General features: G+C 41.2%; 16 protein-coding genes and 1 pseudogene. 12 read left to right on the plus strand and 5 right to left on the minus strand.

Annotated features, from left to right (window positions below; all coding sequences use genetic code 11):
• The 7 genes from I8752_RS27330 to I8752_RS27360 form a co-directional block, all read left to right on the plus strand.
• The coding region (locus tag I8752_RS27330; protein ID WP_214435369.1) for an amino acid adenylation domain-containing protein at positions 1-2,194 on the plus strand (2,194 nt) is incomplete at its 5' end.
• Between the two features lie 327 nt (positions 2,195-2,521).
• A complete protein-coding gene (locus I8752_RS27335) occupies positions 2,522-6,682 on the plus strand; it encodes a non-ribosomal peptide synthetase (RefSeq protein WP_214435370.1) in 4,161 nt (1,386 codons plus the stop codon).
• Positions 6,683-6,836: 154 nt separating this feature from the next.
• The gene (gene petJ / locus I8752_RS27340) at positions 6,837-7,172 is read left to right on the plus strand and encodes a cytochrome c6 PetJ (protein ID WP_214435371.1); all 336 of its coding nucleotides are present in this window, start codon (positions 6,837-6,839) and stop codon (positions 7,170-7,172) included.
• A gap of 105 nt (positions 7,173-7,277) precedes the next feature.
• Positions 7,278-8,240, plus strand: coding sequence for a tetratricopeptide repeat protein (locus I8752_RS27345; protein WP_214435372.1), 963 nt, complete (start codon positions 7,278-7,280; stop codon positions 8,238-8,240).
• A gap of 335 nt (positions 8,241-8,575) precedes the next feature.
• A complete protein-coding gene (locus I8752_RS27350; RefSeq protein WP_214435373.1) occupies positions 8,576-8,995 on the plus strand; it encodes a BlaI/MecI/CopY family transcriptional regulator in 420 nt (139 codons plus the stop codon).
• Positions 8,996-9,413: 418 nt separating this feature from the next.
• Positions 9,414-10,454, plus strand: a complete 1,041-nt coding sequence (locus I8752_RS27355) for a FecCD family ABC transporter permease (RefSeq protein WP_214435374.1) — start codon at positions 9,414-9,416, stop codon at positions 10,452-10,454.
• Positions 10,451-11,518 carry an iron-siderophore ABC transporter substrate-binding protein gene (locus tag I8752_RS27360; RefSeq protein ID WP_214435375.1) on the plus strand — a complete coding sequence of 356 codons (1,068 nt, stop codon included), beginning with the start codon at positions 10,451-10,453 and terminating at the stop codon, positions 11,516-11,518. The genes I8752_RS27355 and I8752_RS27360 overlap by 4 nt, the downstream gene beginning before the upstream one ends.
• A gap of 6 nt (positions 11,519-11,524) precedes the next feature.
• Here the strand turns inward: I8752_RS27360 and I8752_RS27365 are convergent, their stop codons facing one another.
• From I8752_RS27365 to I8752_RS27375, 3 genes are all read right to left on the minus strand, one after another.
• A complete protein-coding gene (locus tag I8752_RS27365; RefSeq protein ID WP_214435376.1) occupies positions 11,525-12,220 on the minus strand; it encodes a 2OG-Fe(II) oxygenase in 696 nt (231 codons plus the stop codon).
• Positions 12,221-12,248: 28 nt separating this feature from the next.
• Complete coding sequence (locus I8752_RS27370) at positions 12,249-12,917, minus strand: 2OG-Fe(II) oxygenase (protein ID WP_214435377.1); 669 nt, start codon at positions 12,915-12,917, stop codon at positions 12,249-12,251.
• A 125-nt stretch (positions 12,918-13,042) separates the two neighbouring features.
• Complete coding sequence (locus I8752_RS27375; protein ID WP_214435378.1) at positions 13,043-15,700, minus strand: TonB-dependent siderophore receptor; 2,658 nt, start codon at positions 15,698-15,700, stop codon at positions 13,043-13,045.
• A gap of 573 nt (positions 15,701-16,273) precedes the next feature.
• Here I8752_RS27375 and I8752_RS27380 point away from each other — a divergent pair.
• Both I8752_RS27380 and I8752_RS27385 read left to right on the plus strand, forming a co-directional pair.
• Entirely contained in the window at positions 16,274-16,753 is a 480-nt protein-coding gene (locus tag I8752_RS27380; protein WP_225895944.1) for an SRPBCC domain-containing protein, read from the plus strand.
• A gap of 31 nt (positions 16,754-16,784) precedes the next feature.
• Positions 16,785-16,922, plus strand: a complete 138-nt coding sequence (locus tag I8752_RS27385) for a hypothetical protein (protein WP_214435379.1) — start codon at positions 16,785-16,787, stop codon at positions 16,920-16,922.
• On the opposite strand, the gene I8752_RS27390 is transcribed toward I8752_RS27385, so the two are convergent.
• Both I8752_RS27390 and I8752_RS27395 read right to left on the minus strand, forming a co-directional pair.
• On the minus strand, positions 16,919-17,158 hold the full coding sequence (locus I8752_RS27390; protein WP_214435380.1) for a hypothetical protein: 240 nt from the start codon (positions 17,156-17,158) through the stop codon (positions 16,919-16,921). The two genes, I8752_RS27385 and I8752_RS27390, sit on opposite strands and share 4 nt — an antisense overlap.
• Positions 17,136-17,366: a hypothetical protein gene (locus I8752_RS27395; protein ID WP_214435381.1), complete on the minus strand. Its 231-nt coding sequence runs from the start codon at positions 17,364-17,366 to the stop codon at positions 17,136-17,138. Before I8752_RS27395 ends, I8752_RS27390 begins: the two co-directional genes overlap by 23 nt.
• Before the next feature lie 130 nt (positions 17,367-17,496).
• Here I8752_RS27395 and I8752_RS27400 point away from each other — a divergent pair.
• The 3 genes and pseudogenes from I8752_RS27400 to I8752_RS27410 form a co-directional block, all read left to right on the plus strand.
• A pseudogene (locus I8752_RS27400) lies at positions 17,497-17,676 on the plus strand (transposase domain-containing protein); the annotation flags it as partial.
• 331 nt (positions 17,677-18,007) lie between these two features.
• Positions 18,008-20,317: a catalase/peroxidase HPI gene (katG, locus tag I8752_RS27405; protein WP_225895945.1), complete on the plus strand. Its 2,310-nt coding sequence runs from the start codon at positions 18,008-18,010 to the stop codon at positions 20,315-20,317.
• Between the two features lie 627 nt (positions 20,318-20,944).
• A complete protein-coding gene (locus I8752_RS27410; protein ID WP_214435382.1) occupies positions 20,945-23,752 on the plus strand; it encodes a Calx-beta domain-containing protein in 2,808 nt (935 codons plus the stop codon).
• Positions 23,753-23,826: the final 74 nt, after the last annotated feature.

The raw sequence follows: 23,826 nt of genomic DNA on the forward strand, positions 1-23,826 counted from the left end.
CCTACACCCCTACACCCCTACACCCCTACATCCTCAAGATCCATCAGCTTTAGCTTATATTATCTACACTTCCGGTTCTACGGGTTTACCCAAAGGCGTGATGATAGATCATCGGGGTGCGGTAAATACCATTTTGGATATCAATAGACGCTTTGGAATTAAATCAAGCGATCGCATCTTAGCTTTATCAGCATTAAACTTCGACCTCTCAGTTTACGACATCTTCGGCATATTAGCGGCGGGAGGAACGATAGTTATTCCCTCAGCAGATAAAACCAAAGATCCTGCACACTGGTTAGAGTTAATAGTATCTCAGCAAATTACCCTGTGGAACTCAGTTCCAGCTTTGATGCAAATGTTGGTAGAATATCTTACCAACCAACCACAACAACCATCATCTCTGCGTTTAGCTTTGTTGAGTGGAGATTGGCTACCTCTGAATTTACCAAATCAAATTCAAAAATTGTGGTCAAATATCCAAGTAGTGAGTTTGGGAGGAGCAACAGAAGCTTCCATTTGGTCAATTTACTATCCAATTACCCAAATCGATCCTAACTGGAAAAGTATTCCCTACGGCAAACCACTCGATAATCAACAAGTATATGTATTAAATCACAATTTACAGCAAACTCCTGTTTGGGTAACGGGACAACTATATATTGGGGGAGTCGGTTTAGCAAAAGGTTACTGGAAAGATGAAGAAAAGACAAACGCTAGTTTCATTACTGATCCAGTTACCAAAGAAAAATTATATAAAACAGGTGACTTGGGACGTTATTTACCCGACGGGAATATAGAATTTTTAGGAAGAGAAGATTTTCAAGTCAAAATCAATGGTTATCGCATTGAACTTGGTGAAATTGAAGCAATATTAAAACAGCATTCCACTGTTAAAGAAGCAGTAGTTACAACAGTGGAAAAAACACAACAATTAGTTGCTTATATTGTTAGCGATACACCAACTCCCAATTTAGCAGAAGCTTACCAACCATCTCAACAAGCAGGAGTATTAACCGATGCTGGAGAACGCATCGAATTTAAACTCCAACAACCAGGAATCCGCAAATCGGAATCATCGCCAATTACTATTCACTTACCCAAATCTGAACTTGAGCAAACACCTTATCTAGAACGCCAAAGTTACAGACAATTTTTACCACAACAGATATCCCTAGAACAATTTAGCAAATTTCTCAACTGTCTCCAGCAAATGCAACTAGGTGATTATCCCCTCCCCAAATATCGCTATCCTTCTGCTGGGAGTCTTTATCCCGTACAAACTTACTTATTCATCAAACCCAACAGCATCGAAACCCTTCCCGCCGGAATATATTATTATCATCCCAGCGACCACAATTTAATCTTACTCCACAGCACCAACGAAATAGATAGTAGTGTTTATCTTGAGAATCAACCACTTTTTCAACAATCCGCTTTTGCGATATATTTGATTGGGAAACTAAGTGCGATCGCACCGATGTATGGAGAAATCGCTAGAGACTTCTGTCTTTTAGAAGCAGGACACATCGGACAATTACTCATGAACAGCGCACCGACTCAAGAAATTGGTCTTTGTCCCCTTGGCTATTTAGAATTTCCACCAATTCAAGATTTATTTCAACTAGAAGCCAATCAAATTCTCCTTTATAGCTTTGTTGGTGGAAAAATATACCCAACAGATTCTCAGCAATGGTCAATACTTAAAAATCCTCAAACTACCAAATCAAATACTACCCAATTCCGAGAATATCTACAGCAGAAACTTCCACAATATATGATACCTGCTGAATATATTTTCATTGACACCTTACCCCTAACCACCAACGGAAAAATAGATAGAAAAGCCTTACCAACCCCCAATCTCGCAACAGCCAAATCAGCAACCTTAGTTCCTCCGCAAACCCAAACCGAAAAAACAATCGCCGAATTTATCCAACAACTGCTGCAAATCGAAGCAGTGGGAATACAGAATAATTTCTTTGAGTTAGGAATAGACTCACTCAAACTTGTGCAATTGAAAAATCACTTACAAAATCAACTCCAAGTCAATATTCCCATGCGCCAATTATTAGTGGAAACAACAAATATTCAACAACTAGCATTAGCCATTGACGAACAATTAATTATCGCTAAAATCACACAAAAACCATTAGCCACAGAACAAGACGACGATAAAGAAATCATCCAAATTTGAATGTATTCCGCATAGACCTCTTGCAAAATTTCTTTATTTTATATTCTTCTTTGCGCCTTTGCGCCTTTGCGTGAGATAAAAATAGTATGGTTCATTTACCTGAAAATTGCTGTAAATGAGGTACAAATTTTTGAAACGCAAAGGAACGCAAAGTAAAGCACAGAGTTACGCAGAGATTTCTGAAGAGACTAAAAAATACTATAAACGAACCACAAAGAACGCAAAGAACGCAAAGTTAAGAGAATTAAAAAGGGTTTTTGCATTATCAAGTGAATATTATTATCTGTGCAATTGGTGTTCGTTAAATCAAAAATTAAGAAAAACATTATGAACAAAAACCAACTTTTAATCGAACTCGAAAAACGAGGAATCAAACTCTGGTTAGAAAATGACCTATTAAACATCGAAGCACCAAAAGGAACATTAACACCAGAACTACGCGATTCCCTCAAAGAACATAAACCAGAAATTATCAAACTCCTAAATCTCAGCAATATAAAAACAACCTCCTTACCAATCATAAAACCAAATCCCCAGCAACGTTACCAACCATTTACACTCACCGACATCCAACAAGCACATTGGTTAGGACGCAACCAAGTATTTGAATTAAGCCATGTCAGCAACCATGTTTACATAGAATTTGAGACTAATAATTTAGACATATCCCGCCTAACAGCAGCTTGGCAAAAACTCATTCAACGTCATGATATGCTACGAGCGATAGTATTACCCACAGGAGAGCAACAAATCTTAGATCAAGTTCCCAATTATCAAATTAATATCCTAGATTTACAAGAATCAGAAACCCAAAAACTCGAAACTGAATTAATAGCAATCCGCAAAAAATTATCTCAGCAAAACTTACCTTCACACCAATGGCCTTGGTTTGATATTCGAGCCACTTATTTAAATCAAGAACAAATTCGGCTGCATCTTAGCATGGATTTATTACTGATAGATGCTGCGAGTATTCGGATTTTATTTCACGAATGGAATCAACTTTATCAAAATATCGAGTTATTATTACCACCATTAGAACTATCATTTCGAGATTATGTGATTACAAAAAATTCTCTCCAAGACTCAGAATTAGTCAAGCGATCGCAATCTTACTGGTTCAATCGTTTAGATACTCTACCACCAGCACCAGAATTACCCCTAGCTTGTTTTTCTAGTGAATTAAAAGAGTATACATTCAAACGCTATGCTGGAAAACTAGAACCCCATATATGGCAAAAATTAAAACAGCGAGGTCAAAAAGCTGGTTTAACTCCTTCTATTATCTTGCTAACCGCTTTTGCAGAAATTTTAACTTTGTGGAGTAAAAATCCTCAGTTTACTCTCAACTTAACTGTCCTGGAACGTCTACCCCTCCATCCTCAGATAAATCAAATTATTGGCGATTTTACCAATACAAATCTCTTAGCAATAGACAATTCATCTCCAAATACATTTACAAATCTAGCTCTAAAAATACAGCAACAATTACTACAAGACTTAGATCATATTTATATTAGTGGAGTAGAAGTACTGCGGAAATTGCTCAATCAAAAGAAAACAGAATTAACCGCAGCTATGCCTATAGTATTTAGTAGTGTTTTAGGTTTGGGTAATTTTGCTCAGGGAGATTTAGAATATAACTTTTTGGGAGAAGTAGTATATGGTATTAGCCAAACACCGCAAGTTTCCTTAGAACATCAAGTAGCAGAACACAACGGAAGCTTAATTTTTAATTGGGATGCAGTAGAAGCACTTTTCCCTATGGGAATGTTGGATGAAATGTTTACAGTTTACTGCAATTTGCTGGAGCGTTTAGCCCAAGAAAATGAATTGTGGACAGAACCCATAGAATTATTACCATCAATCCCAATTCATCCTCATCCACCAATCCCAGAAACAGCTTTACTCCACACCTTGTTTTTTGCACAAGTATCTCAACGTCCACAACAACAAGCCATCATTAGCAGCGATCGCATTCTCACCTATCAAGAGTTAAGCGATCGCGTCACTGAATTAGCACGACAATTAGGCGATCGTTCTGAGGTGGCGATCGCTATCATTATGGAAAAAGGTTGGAAACAGGTTGTCGCTGCTTTGGCTATCCTTACTGCTGGTGGGATCTATGTCCCCATCGATCCAGGATTACCACAAGAACGTATATGGTATTGTTTACAACAAGCACAAGTCAAACTCATACTGACTGAAACTTGCCTTGTTCATAGTCTGGAATATCTAGCGAACATCCCAAGGCTGTGTATAGATTCTCCACAACCTTGTTCATCTTGTCCGTCATTCAAGCAAGTCCCAAAACCCACAGACTTAGCCTATATCATCTACACCTCTGGTTCTACAGGAACACCCAAAGGTGTAATGATTACTCATGAAAGTGCAGTCAACACGATTTTAGATATTAACGAACGCTTTCGCATCGATTCCAGCGATCGCATCTTAGCTATTTCTGCTTTCAGCTTTGACCTCTCAGTTTACGACATCTTCGGCACTTTAGCAGCAGGAGGAACAATAGTCATTCCTGATGCTGCAAACAGTAAAGATCCATCTCATTGGAGTGAATTAATTACCACACACCAAATCACAATTTGGAACTCAGTTCCCGCTTTCATGCAGATGTTAATTGAGTATAATTTAAATCATCATCAAGTAGTATTTAATACTCTCAGGTTGGTTTTATTGAGTGGTGATTGGATACCCCTGAATTTACCCACTCAAATCCAAGCATTATCTCCACAAGCCGAAATCATTAGTTTAGGAGGAGCAACAGAAGCCGCCATCTGGTCAATTTATTATTCAATTACCCAACTTGACCCCAATTGGAAAAGTATTCCCTACGGAAAACCACTTAAAAATCAATATATTTATGTTTTAAATACATCTCTGAAAAAATGTCCTGTTTGGGTGACAGGAGAATTATATATTGGCGGTATCGGATTAGCAAAAGGTTATTGGCAAGATGAAGAAAAGACAAACGCTAGTTTCATTACTCATCCAATTACGAAAGAAAAATTATATAAAACAGGTGACTTGGGACGCTACTTACCCGATGGGAATATAGAATTTTTAGGAAGAGAAGATTTTCAAGTTAAAATCAATGGTTATCGTATTGAACTAGGTGAAATTGAAGCAACACTAAAACAGCATTCCACTGTTAAAGAAGTTGTCGTTACAACAGTCCCAAAAACACAACAACTAATTGCTTACATTGTTCCCCAAATAGAGTCAAACATCACCACTCAAGAAATACGTTCTTTTCTCCAAACCAAATTACCAGCATACATGATCCCCTCTACTTTTGTGTTGTTAGCATCTTTCCATCTCACAGCAAATGGTAAAGTGGATCGTCAGGCACTACCTATTCTTGAAGGTACACAACCAGAATTAACACAAACTTTTACGCCGCCTCGTAACCAAATAGAAGAACTATTAATTACAACTTGGACGGAATTATTTCAAATTCCGCAAATCAGCATTTATGACAACTTTTTTGCATTAGGCGGACACTCATTTTTAGCACTAAAATTAATCTCAAAAATCAATCATAAATTTCAGACAAATATACCTCTTAGTACACTTTTTCACTATCCAACTGTAGCCGAATTAGGAAATTTTCTCATCCAAAATTATCACGCTTCCCCAACACCAATATCTTTAGTCCCCATTCAACCAAAGGGAACTCAACCACCATTATTCTGTATTCATCCCACAGGGGGACAAGTAATGGTGTATCAACATCTTGCCAACTGTTTAGGAACAGATCGACCTGTATACGCTCTCCAGTCTCGCGCTCTCAACAACTCACTTGATGAGCATAATAGCATTGAAAATATGGCTGTCGAATACGCAAAAATCATTCGCCAACATCAACCTCATGGTGGTTATCATCTCATGGGCTGGTCTATGGGTGGAGTCATTGCTGTTAGTATTACCAAAGAATTAGAACACCAAGGATGTCAAGTTGATTTTCTTGGACTTGTAGATGCGTTCTTATTTCCAGATAATACACCAACTTTGACACCCGATCCTTTATATGAATTAGCATTAGTGTTTGGTGGGACTTTTGTTGATGCTTTGATGACGCTAGATACTGTTCAACAGCAGCAACTACGAGAGCAACTCATAAATTTAACTGCTATTGAACGTCTGCAATTAATCATGAATTGGGGACAATCACAAAATTTACTTTCAACAGAACTATCTGAAGTATCAATGAAAATATTGCAAAAACAACTAGAAATAACCGAAATCCACCAAAAACTCTTGAAAAACCATCAACCACCTCAAATCAAAGCCCAAATCTGTATCTGGTGGGCTGCACAACAACTCACACCTAAATTACCTTGTACCAACTGGAGTCAATATACTATCAACACAACTCACAACAGAATCTTAGATGGCAACCATTTTACCATTATGTATTATCCGTATATTACAACACTAGCCCAGGATTTACAATACCGTATGTGTGTTTAGTGGAGCAGGGGAGAAAAAATTACTTAGGAATCTTACAAAGAGAAGGGAGTAAGTCAGAAAGTTTGACAGATTGTCATTTGACGACGCAAGCCATGAGAAACGAAAATCATTGAGGATATTGTGCCGAATAAACTTTTTGTAGAGAGAACATGGGATGAAAAAAATTATTTCAGTGTTGTTGCTGGGTGTAGCGATTCTCGCTTTTGCTTTCAATAGTCCAGCTTTAGCAGCAGATGCAGCTAGTGGAGCCAAGGTCTTTAGTGCCAATTGTGCTTCTTGTCATGCAGGTGGTAAGAACTTGGTTCAAGCTAACAAAACTTTGAAAAAAGATGCTTTAGAAAAGTTTGGAATGTACTCGGCAGAAGCGATTATCGCTCAAGTTACAAACGGTAAAAACGCTATGCCTGCTTTCAAAGGTCGTTTAAAACCAAATCAAATTGAAGATGTAGCAGCATATGTGCTGGGACAAGCAGACAAGGACTGGAAATAAAGTCAGAATACGAGAATAGGGCTGTTATTCTTTAGTTACTAAATAGTAGATAGGGTATGTGCCTTATCTACTACTCTTGTTCTGCTAGTAAAGTGAGATGTTATTATGAGTCGTTTTTACCGATTCATGCTCAATTTTGGTATTACTGTTGCACTCACCTGCTTTTTTCTCATTTCACCTGCATATTCATTGTCTACATCGGACATAGGAATCTCAGAAGATGACCTATTCAAGCTAGGTATTGAAAAAATACAGCACGGCAATTACCCGGAAGCTATTCAAGATTTTACTGAGGTGATTAACCTCAAACATGATTTTTCTTCAGCTTATAGCAATCGTTGTCTTGCTTATCTGCAATTAGGAGATTATCAGAATGCGATCGCCGATTGCAATCAGGCTCTAAAGCTAACACCCAACAATGTGGAAGCACACCTCAACCGAGGACTAGCATACTACAGACAAGGGGACTATCAAGCAGCGATCGCTGACGATAATCAAGTTATCGCACTCAACAAGAATGATTTCAGAGCCTACTACAATCGAGGGGTAGCCCGTGGTATGTTGGGTAATCATCAACAAGCAATATCAGATTACAATCTAGCACTCACTAATATTCCCCAATTATCCAGTCTATTAAGAGCAGATATTTACAATGACCGGGGATTAGCTCATTTTGAGTTGTCAGACTTAAAAGCAGCTATGCTCGACTTCTCCCAAGCAATTGAACTCAATCATAATGACTACAGAGCATACTATAACCGAGGTTGTGCTTGTGGTAGAAGCGGCGATAACTCGTGTGCTATTAGGGATTTTGCTGTGGCACTCAAACTCAACCCAATTAATGCGATGGCTTATCTTAATCGGGGTATAGCCTACCATCAACTTGGTCACGAACAAGCGGCAATTGCAGACTTACAAAAGGCAGTTGCATACTTTGCCCAACACAGAGAAACTAAAATCTATGAAAAAGCTTTAGGTTTCTTAAAAAATTTACAGCAACAGCTTTCATCTTTATCAGAAATTGCCCTCATTGGAGAGTGGCCGCTTTTTCCAATCTCAACAAATTGATGAATTTCACCTAGGTAAATATACTGCTATTCAAAAATTATTAAATTCATAAAAATATTTGGTAGATACTAATTATGCTTTACATATCTGAACAAAGTAATTTATTAGCTTGAGGGGGAAGATAATATATCAATATTTGCAGGAATTTATTCAGGTAAATATCAAGATTTATTTAAGTTAGTAATCAGGGATTTATGCCAAATAAATAGATGAAATACTACTAATAGTCTTATCTTTGAGCCAATTTAATATACATTGTTGATTAATCAAAAATTAGTGATAAAGACAATCTATTTTTATCCTAATGCTCTTTCTTTACACCTGAATTTAAAATAATGTCTCCTTTACCTAATTATCGTCCTCAGCAGCTCTCGCTTGGCCCTCTGGAGAAAGAGATTTTGCATATCATCTGGGAACTTGGGAGCGTCACTGTTAAAGATGTGCATGAACGGGTCTTGGCTGACCTAAAGCGACAGTTAGCTTCTGCTTCAGTGACAACTATCCTAAATCGTTTGACTAAAAAAGGTTGGCTGACGTGCAATAAAGAAAGTCGCAATTATAGATGGCAACCACAGATATCCAAGCAAGAGGCACAGATACTCCAAGCCTACGATTGCTTGCATCAATTCTTAGCAGTAGGTAATCCAGATGTGGTTGCAGCTTTTGCCGACAGCCTGGATCGAGACAGTGTGGAAAAATTTGAGGCGATCGCTCAAAAAATACAAGCATTTCGCGTCCTTAAGCAGGATAATTAATGCGTCATTTAATACTAACCAAAGTTAATTACGCTTTGTTCTACGTTTTACTCTAATAAGCAAATTCCTACCGTACTCCACGAAAACTGCGATCGCAATCTTCGTCGATACTCAAAAGCCATAATTGCTTCTTATCTAATACCTTTAGACTTCTGAGAAAAACATTCGGTAGGATAGGAAATAGGGATGAGTTTTCGTAAGGATTCAGAGGGTGTTTGAAAAGTTGTGAGCAGTAAAAATTTATGCAAAACGCCGCACCATGATGCGAATCATCGCAAGATAGATAAGTAGGTAAATAGAATCCGCATCCGAGAGTAAAGTTTTGTTTATGACTCATGAGCAGAGTCAGGATTATTCATCCGAGAGCTATACCTTCAGATTCTTACCGTTATCTATTGCGTTAGCAGGTAAAAAAAGGATGACAACAGTTCAAAATTCAAAATTTAAAATTCAAAATCTAATACTCACTAACCAGCCCGTAACTAGAGTACTGTTGCTACTGCTATTATTCACCCTTGCAGTTTTGGGGATGAGCCTGAGTTTGGGAGATTACCCTGTAACACCAGCAGACATAGTGAAAGCCGTTCTTGCTTTACCAACCCAAGATCCAGAATCTCCCTTTGTTGTTGTTACCCTACGTTTACCTAGAGTGTTAATTTCTTGGTTGGTAGGAGTAGGTTTAGCAGTTGCGGGTGCAATTTTACAAGGATTGACACGTAATCCTTTAGCTGACCCTGGCATCGTTGGGGTAAATGCAGGTGCAGCCTTAGCATCTGTGACTTTAATTGTATTATTCCCAACTTTATCTACTATGTATTTACCCTTAGCTGCCTTTGGCGGTGCTTTTGTTGTTGCCTGTCTTATCTACTTGCTAGCAGGTACGGGAGAAAAATCACCTCTGCGTTTAGTGGTGGTGGGAGTAGCACTCGCAGCAATTATGGGAGCTTTCACTACCTTGATGTTGACTTTTGGTAAAATCAACGACGTTACTAGAGCATTAGTATGGCTGGCAGGTAGTGTTGCTGGTAAAAGTTGGGAGCAAGTATGGCAGCTACTACCTTGGATAGTTATTTTTGTTCCCTTAGCCTTGCTGTTAGCGCGGGAACTGGATACTCTGCAACTGGGTGATATGGTAGCTAAAGGACTTGGTAGCCGAGTCACATGGCAAAGAAGCAAATTATTGTTGGTAAGTGTGGCGCTGGCTGGGTCAAGTGTGGCGATCGCTGGTACAATCGGCTTCGTCGGATTAATGGCTCCGCATTTGGCACGTAGACTTGTAGGGTCAATACATCAAAATTTACTACCAGTCACCGCTTTAATCGGAGGATTATTGGTAGCAGCAGCAGATGTTTTAGGTAGAACTTTATTCTCACCGACAGAATTACCTTGTGGTTTGCTTACTGCTGCCTTGGGAGCACCTTATTTTATTTATTTACTGTATCAAAGGCGGAGGGGATGAGTAAGGAGCGTTTATTCCGTGCCTTGAATCTGAAAACCCAGTTTTGCTCACTTCAAAGCAAAATTTCAACTCTTTGGGCACATAAAACTCAGTCACTGTTAGCTATTGGGTTGTTGATGGTGCTTTTGCTGTATGCTTGTAGCAAAACACCAACCTATCACCAGAAATTTACTTCTAGCCCAAAATCAACGCTTGCCAACTTACGTATAGTCAAACATCAATTGGATGAAGCAAAACTTCCCATATCTCCTAAAAGAATTATTGTGCTAGATGGGGCTTTAACTGAAGCTGTCTTAGCTTTAGGTATCACACCAGTAGGCGCTCCTATTAAATTTATAAACTACACCCTATCCGCAAGACAACAAGCAGGTATAGAGGATATAGGGACACGAACCCCAAACTTAGAAAAGATTTTAGCCCTGAAGCCCGATCTAATTTTGGGAATTTCCAACTATCAGGAAATATATGGTTTATTATCGCACATAGCACCCACAGTATTGATTAATTACAGCTATTCAAAATGGAAAGAAATGTTTTGGTCAGTTGCTCAAATACTAGGCCAGACTACTGTTGCAAAGGAGTGGATGTTTCAGTACTACAACCGTATATCTGAATTTAAAGCTGCTATGGGCAAGCGATTAGCTTTAACTCATGTATCTGTCTTTCGGATTGCTGGATATACTGTGTTCATTAAAGGTTCTTTCTTTGGCAGCATCTTTAACGATATTGGTTTGAAAAGTCCTCTTTCACCAAATCTAGATGTTCTTAGAAACCGTCATCACATATTCACGAACGGATATGTTTATGCACTGTCTCCAGAACTATTGAATGAGGTAGATGGGGATGCTCTATTTCTGATTTCTGACGCTAGTTTTGGTCTAGCATCTGCCCAAAAAGCTAGAGAGAAATTACAAGTCCAGCCTCTTTGGTCAAAGTTAAAGGCAGTTCAGCAAGGCAAAGTTTATGTAGTAGGAAATTATTGGATATGTTGTGGACCTCTGGCTGCTAATCAAGTTCTCGACGACCTATTTAAGTCTTTACTCGAAACATCAAACTTGAAATAAATCTACTCATTCTCCTTTAAGATATTTAGTATAAATCTGGCGATCGTAAAATCTCACCATGAGATGCTGTCTAGGTTGTACTGCATTAGGTGAGATTGGAGAAACTACGTGCCAAGCGTTATGCTCACACAGAAAAAGAACGGAGTTACCTAACTGTGGTGGAATCTCTTTAACGACAGATTCACGATGTTCATTTTCTAAAATTTGAAGACTTCCTCCCCAGTTAATATCCCAATCTTTACTAAAATAGAATAGATGACTCAGAGCCATTCCTGAGTCCTTATTGTTCACAAACCATGAGTCTTTATGAGGTGCTAAGTTTTTGTTTGCAGTGCTATCTATTTGAGATAAATAAATACGGATTAGATAGTGTTCTAGGTTTAATCCAGTAAGTTTAGTAACAGCTTCTCGATAAGCAGGGCTAATCAATTCATCAACCAAAGTTTGCCAAAGACTATTCAGATTTGGTAGAGGATAAATATAAAATTCGTTTTTGGCAGCGTTGAAAAACTTTTCTGCATTTGTCACCACTTCTGCCCCTTGATCTAAAATCAATCCTCCAGGTCTTTGGGGAAATTTATTATATGGAAAACTATTAAACAACTCAACTAGTTGAGGTTTAGGTATGAGATTGTCAAAGAAAATCCAGTGATAAGGATGTTTTTGTATTACACCATTGCAAATTGCATCTAAATTCAACATGATAGTTATTTTGTTTAATTATTACTAGTTAAACTCTTGCTCTTTCTAACAAAGTCGTTCGGTCATAAAATCTAACTAGAACATTAAGTCTATCTTGCGATGCCTCTTGAGATGAAACTGGAGAAACGTTATGCCAAGAATTTTCCGAACGCACTATAATTACGCTTGTACCATTACGAGGAAGAATTTCTTGAAATATAGATTCGAGTTTTTCGTTTAAGAGAATTTGAAGACACCCTCCCCATTCAGTTTTCCAATCTTCACGACCGAAATAAAGCAGGTGTGACAGGATAATTCCTTCAGAATCCGAATGAGAACCATTTACAATCGGGTCTAATCGACTTAAAAAAATACTTATAAATTGCTCTTCCAGGTTTAACCCAGTTAGTTTGGCAATGCTTTCTCGATAAACATTGCTATGTAATTCCTCAACTAATACTTGCCAAACACTGCTCAAACCTGTGTTTGGGTAAAAATTTTTTGTTCTGCGATCGCCAACAAACTCTTGAAATTCGTCGTAAACTAAGATCGCAGGTCTGTGGTGGGGTTGCTCCCTTATTGGAAAAACTTCTATTGGGGGAAAAGTGTTTCTTAACTCAATTAGTTGGGTTTTAGGTATGAGATTGTCAAAGAAAATCCATTGATAAGGATATTTTTGTATTATTCCATTACTAATTGCATCTAAATTCAGCATCATCTACTCCATTTTTGTCAAACATCAATTTCAGGTTAAAAAAACTGTTGCGCCCAGCGATACTTGCAGCAAGGCTGCAATTAAAGATAGCTGCACAATTTGGCTTTTTTGTAGAAACAAGATAGTTTTTAAAACTTCCACCTTAGTGTAAAGTTAACCGTAAATGGGTATCCATAATAGACTGTGGTATTTACTGGCGTACTACCGAAAGCACCCTCAAAGTAATTTATGTCAAACAAATTCTGGAAGTTGAGTGCTGCATCAAATTTTTCCTGGCGGTAGAAGAGGGCAGCATCAGTGCGGACATAATTAGGTAACTTAAGAGTGTTAGCTGAATCAACAAAGCGATCGCCCACATAGTACAAACCCAAACCAGCGCCAAATCCTTTGAGGTTTCCTTTAGGAATAATGTAAGTCGTCCAAAGACTGGCTATATTTTGCGCTGCTCCAGGGAGTTCTTTGCCAACAGGAATGGAGTTATCTTCGGTAACGCGAGGATTGGCATAGGCATAGGAAGCAATCACATTCCAGCCTGGGGATATTTCACCTGTAATAAACAACTCAACACCTTTGCTGTTTGCTTCACCTACAGGAATAGAAAAGCCAGAATTATTGGGGTCATTAGTGAGGATATTAGATTGGGTAAGGTCAAACAAAGCTAAATCTACCGAAAGTTTATCACCGAGCAAATCTGCTTTAGCACCTATTTCGTATTGAGTTCCGTCCTGTGGTTGAAATGCCTGCCCAGTTGCGGTTAGTCCAGCCTGGGGAACGAACGAGCGAGCGTAGCTAGCATAAAGGCTTAGGGGTTTAATGGGTTGATAGACAATACCCACACGGGGACTAAATGCTTCACTTGAAAAGTTGGTTGAGGTTGAAGCGAGTTTGTTATCATTTGTCTGCCATGTCCAGTCATAGCGACCACCCAAAACTAGCTTGAAGTTTTGAGATAGAGTGATTAAATCTTGAGCATATACACCCAGGTTATAAGCATTGGTTGAACTGCTGGATTGGTTAGAAAGTGTACCACCTCCTCCAAACCCATAAACTGGATTGAAAATGTTGATTGAGGAAGCAGTAAAATTCTGATTATACCCATTAACAAAACTCCAAGCATACTCCGTTCCTACAATAAGTTGGTGTTCCAGGCTTCCAGTTTTAAACTGTCCCGTAACGAGAGTATTTAAATCAGTTCCATTCTGGAAACTCTCACCAACCTGAACAAATCTGCGTCGAGTCAAAGTCTCATTATCTGGCTGTAGGGCGATTGGAACTCCTCTGCCTATTGGGGAGTTGTCTATTTTAACATTCAGTAATCCAAAAGCATTCTCAATTGACCAATTATCATTGAAGTGATGTTCTATTTTGTAGCTCAAGCGAGTAGTAATAATATCTGTAGTCCCTACTTCTCCCACATAACGACTAATAGGCACTTTGCCATTGGGATTTGGATACAGAGTGCCGATCGCGGGCAACCCTTCGTTGGTTAAACTGCTATTGTAATCACCATAACTGGAATTAAATGTCAGTTTTGTATTACGATCTATATCCCACGAGAGTGCCCCAGCGAACTGATAGCGTTCCTCGTTGTAAAAATCAATAAAGCTATCAGAGTTGAGGTAAGAAGCATTGAAGCGATAGGAGACATTTTTATTTGTTGTTAAAGGCCCAGAAAAGTCAAGTGAACCTCGATAAGAGTTGAAATTGCCAATAGAGAAGTCCGCAGAATAGTAAGGGTCTTTTAAAGGTGGTTTAGTAACTAAATTGACAACACCGCCAAGCCCAGCTCGTCCGTAAAGCACAGAGGCTGGGCCTCGCAGAACTTCTACTCGTTCAATATTGTTGAGATTGAGAGCGGCTGATCCTCCCAAAGAGAAACCCCTGAGTCCATCGATTAAGATATTGCCAAAAGAAGAGTTAAAGCCTCGAATTATAAATCTATCTTGCGAACCTGGCTCGCGCTCTGCTGATACACCAACATTTTTCAATGCATCTCCAATGTAAAGAATATGTTGGTCTGTAATCACCTGTTGAGGGATAACATTTACTGTCTGAGGAATGTCGCGTAGTGGTGTATTTGTTCTAGTTCCAACAGCGGTATCAATAGGGTTGTAGCCTGTTTCCGGGGGAGCAGTCACCTCTAGTTCTATCGGTGCTTGGTTTTCACTAGATGACGGTTTTTGCTGTGGCGGCTTTGGTTGCTGTCCGGTGATTGCACTACTAGTCACTCCAAATACTAACCCTTCATTACTATCAAACAACTCCACTGCTGGCGCACTCGATTCACCTGTGACTGTTACCCGCAGGGTATTACCATCGATATTAGTAACACTTACTTCAGTAATTCCCGCTACTGGCTTTGATTGCCGAAATGTATTGCCACTAGCCAAGCGCAACTGAGCGTTAGGTATGTCTGCAACATAGGAATTACCCTCAGTTTTGGGAGTTACTTGCAAGCGATCGCTTTTCACTCCCGTCTCTAAAACCACCTCCAAACCCTTATCTGTACTATTTACCTTTACTCCCGTCACTGTTATCACTTCTGCTTGGAGAGGAGTTGGTGACTGTACTAACTTTTGGGCATCGATGAGACGGCGAATCTCTCTAATCGTCGTAACTGATTTTGTTATTCTTGTCCTGGGTAATAGTTGCTGGTTACTAGCTGGTATTTTTGCTGCTATAATAGGGAGAGCAACAACTCGCACAGGCTTAATCGTAAACACTACTGCGGAACCTGTTAGCAATATACTCTGCCAGAAAAAAATTTTTAATCTCTGGGACTTCATTCAAACTTCCTCACACACACTCGCTCACCACACGCTCTTAGTTTAGGTATAAAAGGTAAGTGGAAAATCTATTACCCTTTATCCGAACCCTGTGACAATCTGACCCCAAAATCCTGCTTGCGAAATTGGGGTTATTGCATCAAGTACGTTATTTAACTCAGTCTGAATATTACCAACTTAGTGAGTAAAATACCAAATGTATTTTTGATACAACTCTCAAAAATAGCATTCTAAATTTTGCTGCTTTGATGCAAGGAACTCATTATTGGGCTACTCAAATTCTTTATGGAAGCGGTTTTTAATTAAAATCATTTGGCAAAGTGCTGTGAAATTAACCCAAGTCCTTTGTCAGGGTATCTTTACCAAATACAATATTAACGAGCCAAAGTGTACTTGAGAAAGCAGGACTGGTTAGCAAGTGTCGAAGTGGTAAGGAGAAAGTTATTCAGATTACACCAAAGACTATCAAAGCAGCCGCAGCACATCTGAGTGAGTATGAAAAAGTATGGGGTAGGCGCTTCGACGCTCTGGAAAAATTATTAGAAGAAAATTGACACCTAGGAGACTTACTGTATGGCACATCTAAAAGTAACAGTCCCAGAGAATTCACAAAATATCTTGGGCACCGTCACTATCAATGCAACGCTTGAAAAGGTATTTGAGGCGTATATCAAGGAGGAACTCTTCACTAAATGGTGGTGTCGCGGTAAAAAAATGAAAGTGTACCACTTTGATTGTAAAGACGGGGGTAGCTGGCATATTGCCGAGCAATCAGAAGACGGTAATGAGTATGAATTTACTGGCTGTTTTCACGAAGTAGCTAAAGATAGACGGATCGTGCAGACATTTGAATTCTTAGGTATGCCGGAACGCGGACACGTCATGCTGGAAAAAATTGAGTTTGTCGCGGTTGACGAGCATACAACTGAGATTCGTACACACAGCACTGCAATGAACCAACTTGACCGTGACGGTATGATTGCAAGTGGAATGGAAAGCGGCTGGCGACAGTCAATTGAAGCCCTAGGCAAGCTTTTAGAATCAGACAATTAAGTAAATTGATCGGTCGAAAGACCGATTATGTTTGGAAACAGCTGATGAGAGCAGGCAACACAACAGAAGCGATCGCTATCCAGCAGTCCAATCGCTGAGAGATTCATACTTGCGTCTCCAACTTCGTTTGCTTCTAGTTGCGATCGCGTTCTTGGATGTCGTGTTTTAGGGGTTAGGCGACATCACGCCCAGAATAGCGATCGCTCGTATCAACCTGAATTCAATATAAGTGACGAAAGTAAAAGGGACTGGGGATTGGGTTACAAATCGCTCATATTCTGGTGGGTCAAAGCCCCCACCACTAAATTCTATCGAAATTTTTCCCAGTACCCAGTAGCCAATACTTTGCAATAGAGATGCACAGCATTGGCGCTGAAAACCGTTAATACGGCTCGGCTGTGACAACTATTGGTAAGAAGGTTTCGGCTAATTTTCTTACTTTTAGGTTTTTGGGAGCATCGTTACTATCAGCTGGCGATCGCCATCTGAACGCGAGATATAGCTTACATTGCCATATAATCGAACTTTCTACACGTCTTTCCCTACCATATTCTAGTAGTACAACCAATTGAGTTTCACTAGCAGGATGTTGAGGTTCTACTTTTAAACTCAATACGGTTTAGTTAAGGCTGAAAGTCGTGTAAATTAAGCATTGTCCCAAGAATGAAAATGAGCGTGTGGTGCATCTCAAAGATTTCTCATGGGTGTATCCAAATATACAAAATGTTGACGTACTCAAAGCAATCGAGACAGCGATTCCAGCTTTTGCCATCGAACAGGCGATTGCTAATACCAAAACCGAAGAGGAACGCAGGCGATCGCTACCAGCACAATTAGTGGTTAGTCTGGTAATAGCAATGAGTCTTTGGTCAAGAGACTCGATGCGTGATGTGCTGAAAAACTTGATTGATGGACTAAGTGAACAGGATAGCTTTGGTGTAACTCCAAGTAGATTGCAGTTTTATATTACAAATGTAGTTATTAAGTATTATTTGTTGACGTTGGTTCAAAGTTTTTTTAGTTTTGGCTCAAAAAAACTTTCAAAAGTTTTTGGCGTACTGTGCGTCAAAATTCAATATTATTTCGTGACGGAAAGCATAATACTACTCTGATATTCACCGCTTGAGAGTCGACGATCAGCAACGTTGTCCACTTGGCTCTTGCCATTCAAACCGCCACAAATGGCGGCACTCAATACAGCTTGACTAACATAAACTGTTAGAGAGAATTGAAAATGAAGAAGGATTGAACTGAATGAATAACGGCTCCATGAACAACAACCCTGCCACCCCTCCTGCACAATGTCCCTTCCGGGGAACCCGCATTGGCGGCGCGCTCGGCTCCAAGCCGCAAGTCGATGATTGGTGGCCGAACCGACTTCAGGTCGAACTGCTTCACCAAAATTTGCCCCAAGCTAACCCACTGCGAGATTTCGATTACAAAGCAGCCTTCTCGCAGCTTGACTTTGAACAATTAAAGAGCGATATCAAAGCGCTGCTGACCGATTCAAAGGACTGGTGGCCCGCCGACTATGGGAATTATGGACCTCAAATGATTCGTATGGCGTGGCACTCAGCAGGCACCTACCGGATCGCAGACGGTCGGGGTGGAGCGAGTCAGGGTATGCAACGCTTTGCACCCATCAATTCGTGGTGGGATAATGGAAACACAGATAAATCACGACGGCTGCTCTGGCCCATCAAGCAGAAATATGGTGCGGCACTAAGCTGGGCCGATCTGATGGTTCTGACTGGCAACTGCGCGCTCGAAATCATGGGGTTTAAGACCTTCGGTTTTGGTGGCGGTCGCATTGATGCCTGGGAGGCGGATCGCGCGACATACTGGGGACCGGAGTTCTGGAACGGCGATCCAGTTGACGACATTAAGGAACACCCTGGTCATCCTGATGAGATGGTCACTCGCACGATTCGGTGGGTTGGAAAACCGGACGAGCAATACTACGACCTTGAAAACCCGCTAGCGGCTTCGCACCAAGCGCTAATTTACGTCAATCCAGAGGGTCCAAACGCCGAAGGCGACCCCTATGGCTCGGCGCGAGACATTCGCGAGACATTTGCGCGGATGGGCATGAATGACGAAGAAACTGTCGCGCTGATTGCAGGGGGTCATGCCTTTGGCAAAAGTCACGGCATGGTCTCGCCAGACAAGATTGGTCCAGCCCCGGAAGCCGCGCCGATTCAGGCGATGGGCTTGGGGTGGCAGAACCCTGAAGGCACTGGGTTTGCCGAATATACGATGACGAACGGGATCGAAGGATCGTGGACTCCAAATCCAACTCAGTGGGACAACAGCTACCTAACCAATCTTTTTAAGTACGATTGGGAACAGACAAAGAGTCCAGTAGGTGCTATTCAGTGGAAGCCGAGCAATCCTGATGCGCCAAAGACACCGGATGCCCATCAACCGGGCGTTGAGCACCCGTTAATGATGATGACTTCGGACATTGCCTTAAAGGTCGATTCGGCCTATCACGAGGTTTGTCAGCGCTTCTTGGGTGACTTCGATTACTTCAGCGATGCGTTCGCGCGCGCCTGGTATAAGCTGATTCATCGGGATATGGGGCCAAAAACGCGCTATCTCGGTCCAGAAATTCCAGAGGAAGATCTGATCTGGCAAGATCCAATTCCGGCACTCGATCATGATGTCGTGGATGCCGCCGATATTAAGTCTCTCAAGGATCGGATTTTAGCGAGTGGACTCTCGGTTTCGGCGCTCGTGTCAGCCGCTTGGGCATCAGCATCGAGCCACCGCCATTCCGACAAGCGCGGCGGCGCAAATGGGGCGCGCGTTCGCCTCAATCCCCAGAAGGACTGGGAAATCAACCGCCCGCAGGAACTCGGCGAAGTGCTATCGACCCTTGAGCAAATTCAGGCGGACTTTAACGGCTCTCAGTCGGGCAACAAAAAAATCTCGATCGCAGACCTAATTGTCCTCGGTGGTTGTGCTGCGGTCGAGAAGGCTGCACAAGAGGCTGGACTTGCCGTTGCCGTCCCGTTTACTCCGGGGCGGATGGATACGACTCAGGAGCTGACAGATGTTGAAATGTTTAATTGGCTGAAGCCAGTTTCGGATGGTTTCAGAAATTATCACAATGAGGCGGTTGGCTATAAGGTGAAGCCAGAGCGTATCTTCCTGGATCGAGCGCAGCTCCTGACGCTGACCGCGCCTGAATGGACGGTTCTTGTCGGCGGACTTCGCGCGCTCGATCAGAACTGGGACTATTCAAAGCACGGTAGCTTCACTGACCGACCGGGTGTCTTGACCAATGACTTTTTCCGTGTTCTGACCAGTATGGACTACGAGTGGAAGCCTGTTGACAATCGCGAAATGCTTTTTGACATCTGCGATCGCGAAACCGGTACAGCGAAGTTCACTGCAACCCGCTGCGATCTCATCTTCGGCTCGAACGCCCAGCTGCGTCAGATTGCTGAAGTCTATGGCGCTGATGACGGTCACGAACGGATGGTCAAGGACTTCGTCGCAGCCTGGAACAAGGTGATGATGCTCGATCGCTTCGACGTTCCTGCTGAACAGACACGCTAAAGTCTTGAGCGCTCAACACGCCCGAACTCCACGGGTGTATCGCTGCGCTTTGAAGAACTCACCGTGGATAAGAACGCTGCTTATCCACGGCAAGAGGAACCTTGCGCTTTGGATTAAAGCAATACGAACGAGATTATCTCGTTTGTCACTTAAAAGTTTTTGCGACCTAACGCCATTGGACTGAAGCACTGCGATCGCACTTAGATTCAATTCTCAAAAGATACTTGCAATGTCAGGGTCATTTTTTGCTTGAATCTATCAGAGAATTGATAATACTTTGGGGTAGAATTAGGAAATTTTAGCTTATAAACCTTTACATAAAAGGATTTCAGATTCTGAGATCAAAAAGATGCTCCAGTTTTTCACCGGAAAATTATAACTAAAGTTAATAAATACTGCTGCTATTGTCGCTATACATACCTAAAATTTGCACTGTAGCGTAATTTGTACTGAAAAACCTGAAATCTATGTAGAGCAAGAATTTAGAGATGAGCTTGACTAGAATCCGTTGGGAAATATTAAACTAATCGGTTTAGTTTGCCCCCGGTGTCACCTACACCATATCATATCTATGCCTAATTGTAGTTCATTGTTCGCATTACCTACTTTTAATGGAAGGGAAGTAAGATGGCTCCTACTATTTTGACAGTCAATACCACAGTCGATCAAAATGATGGCAGTGCTGCTAATGGTTTATCTCTGCGGGATGCGATTTTGATTGCTAATGCGAATCCGACTACTGATTATGAAATCCAGTTAACAGGAGGGACAACGTACAATCTCACATCAAATGGTGTTAATGAAAATGCAGCCCTGACAGGAGATTTAGATATCACAAGTCGCAGTAATGTGCTTTATATTGTGTCAGTTGGTGGGAAAGCAACTATTGATGCGTCAGGTTTATTAAATAGCGATCGCGTTTTTCAGGTACTGGATGGAGGTCAATTAAGCTTACAGAACGTAGTAGTTACGGGTGGCAATATATCTAGTGATGGTGGAGGTATTAGGGTTGATTCTAATGCCGCTCTCGATTTGTATAATTCGACAGTTACGGGCAACAAAGCGTCCGGTTCTTATAATAACGGCGGCGGCATCTACAACAGTGGTGTTGTCTACCTACGCAACGGCAGCACAGTTAGTAACAATATCGCTGCTGGTGGCTCTAGTCAAGAAGGCGGCGGCATATACAATTCCGACGGTACACTGATTGCAACAAACTCGACAATTAGTAACAACCAAGCAGGAGTTTACGGTGGTGGCATCTCTACCATTAGTGGCTCGGTGACTCTGGTTAATACTACTGTTAGTGGCAATAGTGCAGGAAATGGGGGCGGCATCAGAAGTAATGGCACTTCAGTTGCTTTACTCAATACTACAGTCAGTGGCAATAGTGCTAATTCTCAAGGTGGCGGTATATATGCTTCTACTGATGGAGTATTCAATTTGCTCAACAGCACCGTTACCAATAATACTGCCATCAGCACCGCATCTGGCAACGGTGGCGGTGGTATTTATAGTCTTAGTGCCACAATTAACCTCAAAAATACGATTATTGCTGGGAATACAAATAATAATGCTCCCGATCTTCTCTCTTCTAGTTTGAGTTCAGCAATATTTAATGGTAACAATAATAACCTCATTGGTAGCTTAACAGGTGCTAAAGGTACTGTAGGCACTGGTACAGATATCGTTAAACCCAACCCCGGACTCGGCCCCTTACAAAACAACGGTGGACTAACCCTTACTCATGCTCTCCTTGCTGGTAGCCCTGCAATTAACGCCGGTAACAACAGCTTGATTCCTGCTGATACACAAGACCTTGATGGCGATGGAAATACAACAGAACCCACTCCCTACGACCAACGCGGTTTAACACGGGTTGTTGGCGGTACAGTCGATATCGGTGCATTTGAGGTACAACCAGCCGCATTACCCAGCCTTAGCATCAAAGATATTACTGTTACCGAAGGTAATACAGGCACAACGAACGCTACCTTTACTGTGACTCTTTCTGCCGCCAGTACCTCTACTGTCACAGTTAACTATGCTACTGCTAACGGCACAGCCACAGCAGGTAGTGACTATACCGCCACCACAGGTACATTAACTTTTAATCCTGGTGATACCAGTAAAACTCTTAATGTTGCTGTGACTGGCGATTTAACAATTGAACCGAACGAAACCTTCTTCGTTAACCTCAGCAATGCTGCTAATGCCACTATTGCTGATAATCAGGCAGTGGCAACCATAACTAATGATGATACTTTGCCCACTCTCTCCATCAATGATATCACTGTTGTCGAAGGGCAAACTTCGCAAGCTGTCTTAAATGTCACTCTAAGCAGTGCTTCTAGTCAAACAGTCACAGTTAAATATGCTACAGCCGCTGGAACTGCTACTGCCAATGCAGACTATACCAGCAGCAGCGGTACTTTAACTTTTGCTGCCAATACTACCACTGCCAAAATTACTGTTCCCATCCTCAATGATAGTCAGGGCGAAGCCAACGAAACTTTTAAAGTCAACCTTTCTAGCCCTACCAATGCAAATTTGCAAAAAGCTTCTGGGACTGTTACCATCACTGATACTTTCCAAGCTAGTACCACCACAACCTTAGCTTTGGGGATCGAGAACTTAACTCTAACTGGAACGAGCAATATTAACGGCACTGGCAATAATGGCAACAATATTCTGACGGGCAATAGTGGCAATAATATTCTCGCTGGTGGTATTGGGAATGATACCTACGCATTCAATGCTTCCACGCCATTAGGTAGCGATACCATACAAGAAACCAGCACAGGCGGCAATGATACTATCAGTTTTAGCGGTACTAGTACTGATGTACGAGTAAATTTGGGTGCGATCGCTACGCAGACAGTCAACAGTAACTTGAAGTTGACTCTATCTGCTAATAATGTAATTGAAAATGTGGTCGGTGGTAGTGGAAGCGATCGCCTGATTGGCAATAGCCTCAATAATAATCTCAATGGGGGCAGTGGCAATGATGTGTTAACAGGTAGAAGCGGTGCAGATATTTTAATTGGCGGGGCGGGAAATGATATTCTTTCTGGTGGGACTGAAAGCGATCGCTTTTGGTATAGTAGTGGACGAGCTTTTACCAGTAGCGATTTTGGCAACGATACCCTGACTGACTTTACATCTGCAAGTGATAAGTTGGTGTTGAGTAAACAGACTTTTACCGCTTTGACTAGTGTTGTCGGTGATGGATTGAGTCAAGCTTCTGATTTTACTACCGTAGAAGATGACAGTTTAGCTGCAACTAGTACAGCATTCCTGGTTTACAGCGTCAGTAGTGGCAGTCTTTACTATAACCAAAACGGCAGTGCTGCTGGGTTTGGGACTGGTGCTGAATTGGCTAATTTGATCGATTTGCCTAATTTGACTGCTACTGATTTTGCGATCGTTGCTTGATACTAACCTGAATAGGGTTAAGTTAAAGGTAATTCAAAGTAGAAGAACCCTGGTTTCTTGAAAAACCGAGGTTC

The organism is Dendronalium phyllosphericum CENA369 (genome assembly GCF_016056275.1).
In the GTDB taxonomy this organism is placed as follows: domain Bacteria; phylum Cyanobacteriota; class Cyanobacteriia; order Cyanobacteriales; family Nostocaceae; genus Dendronalium; species Dendronalium phyllosphericum.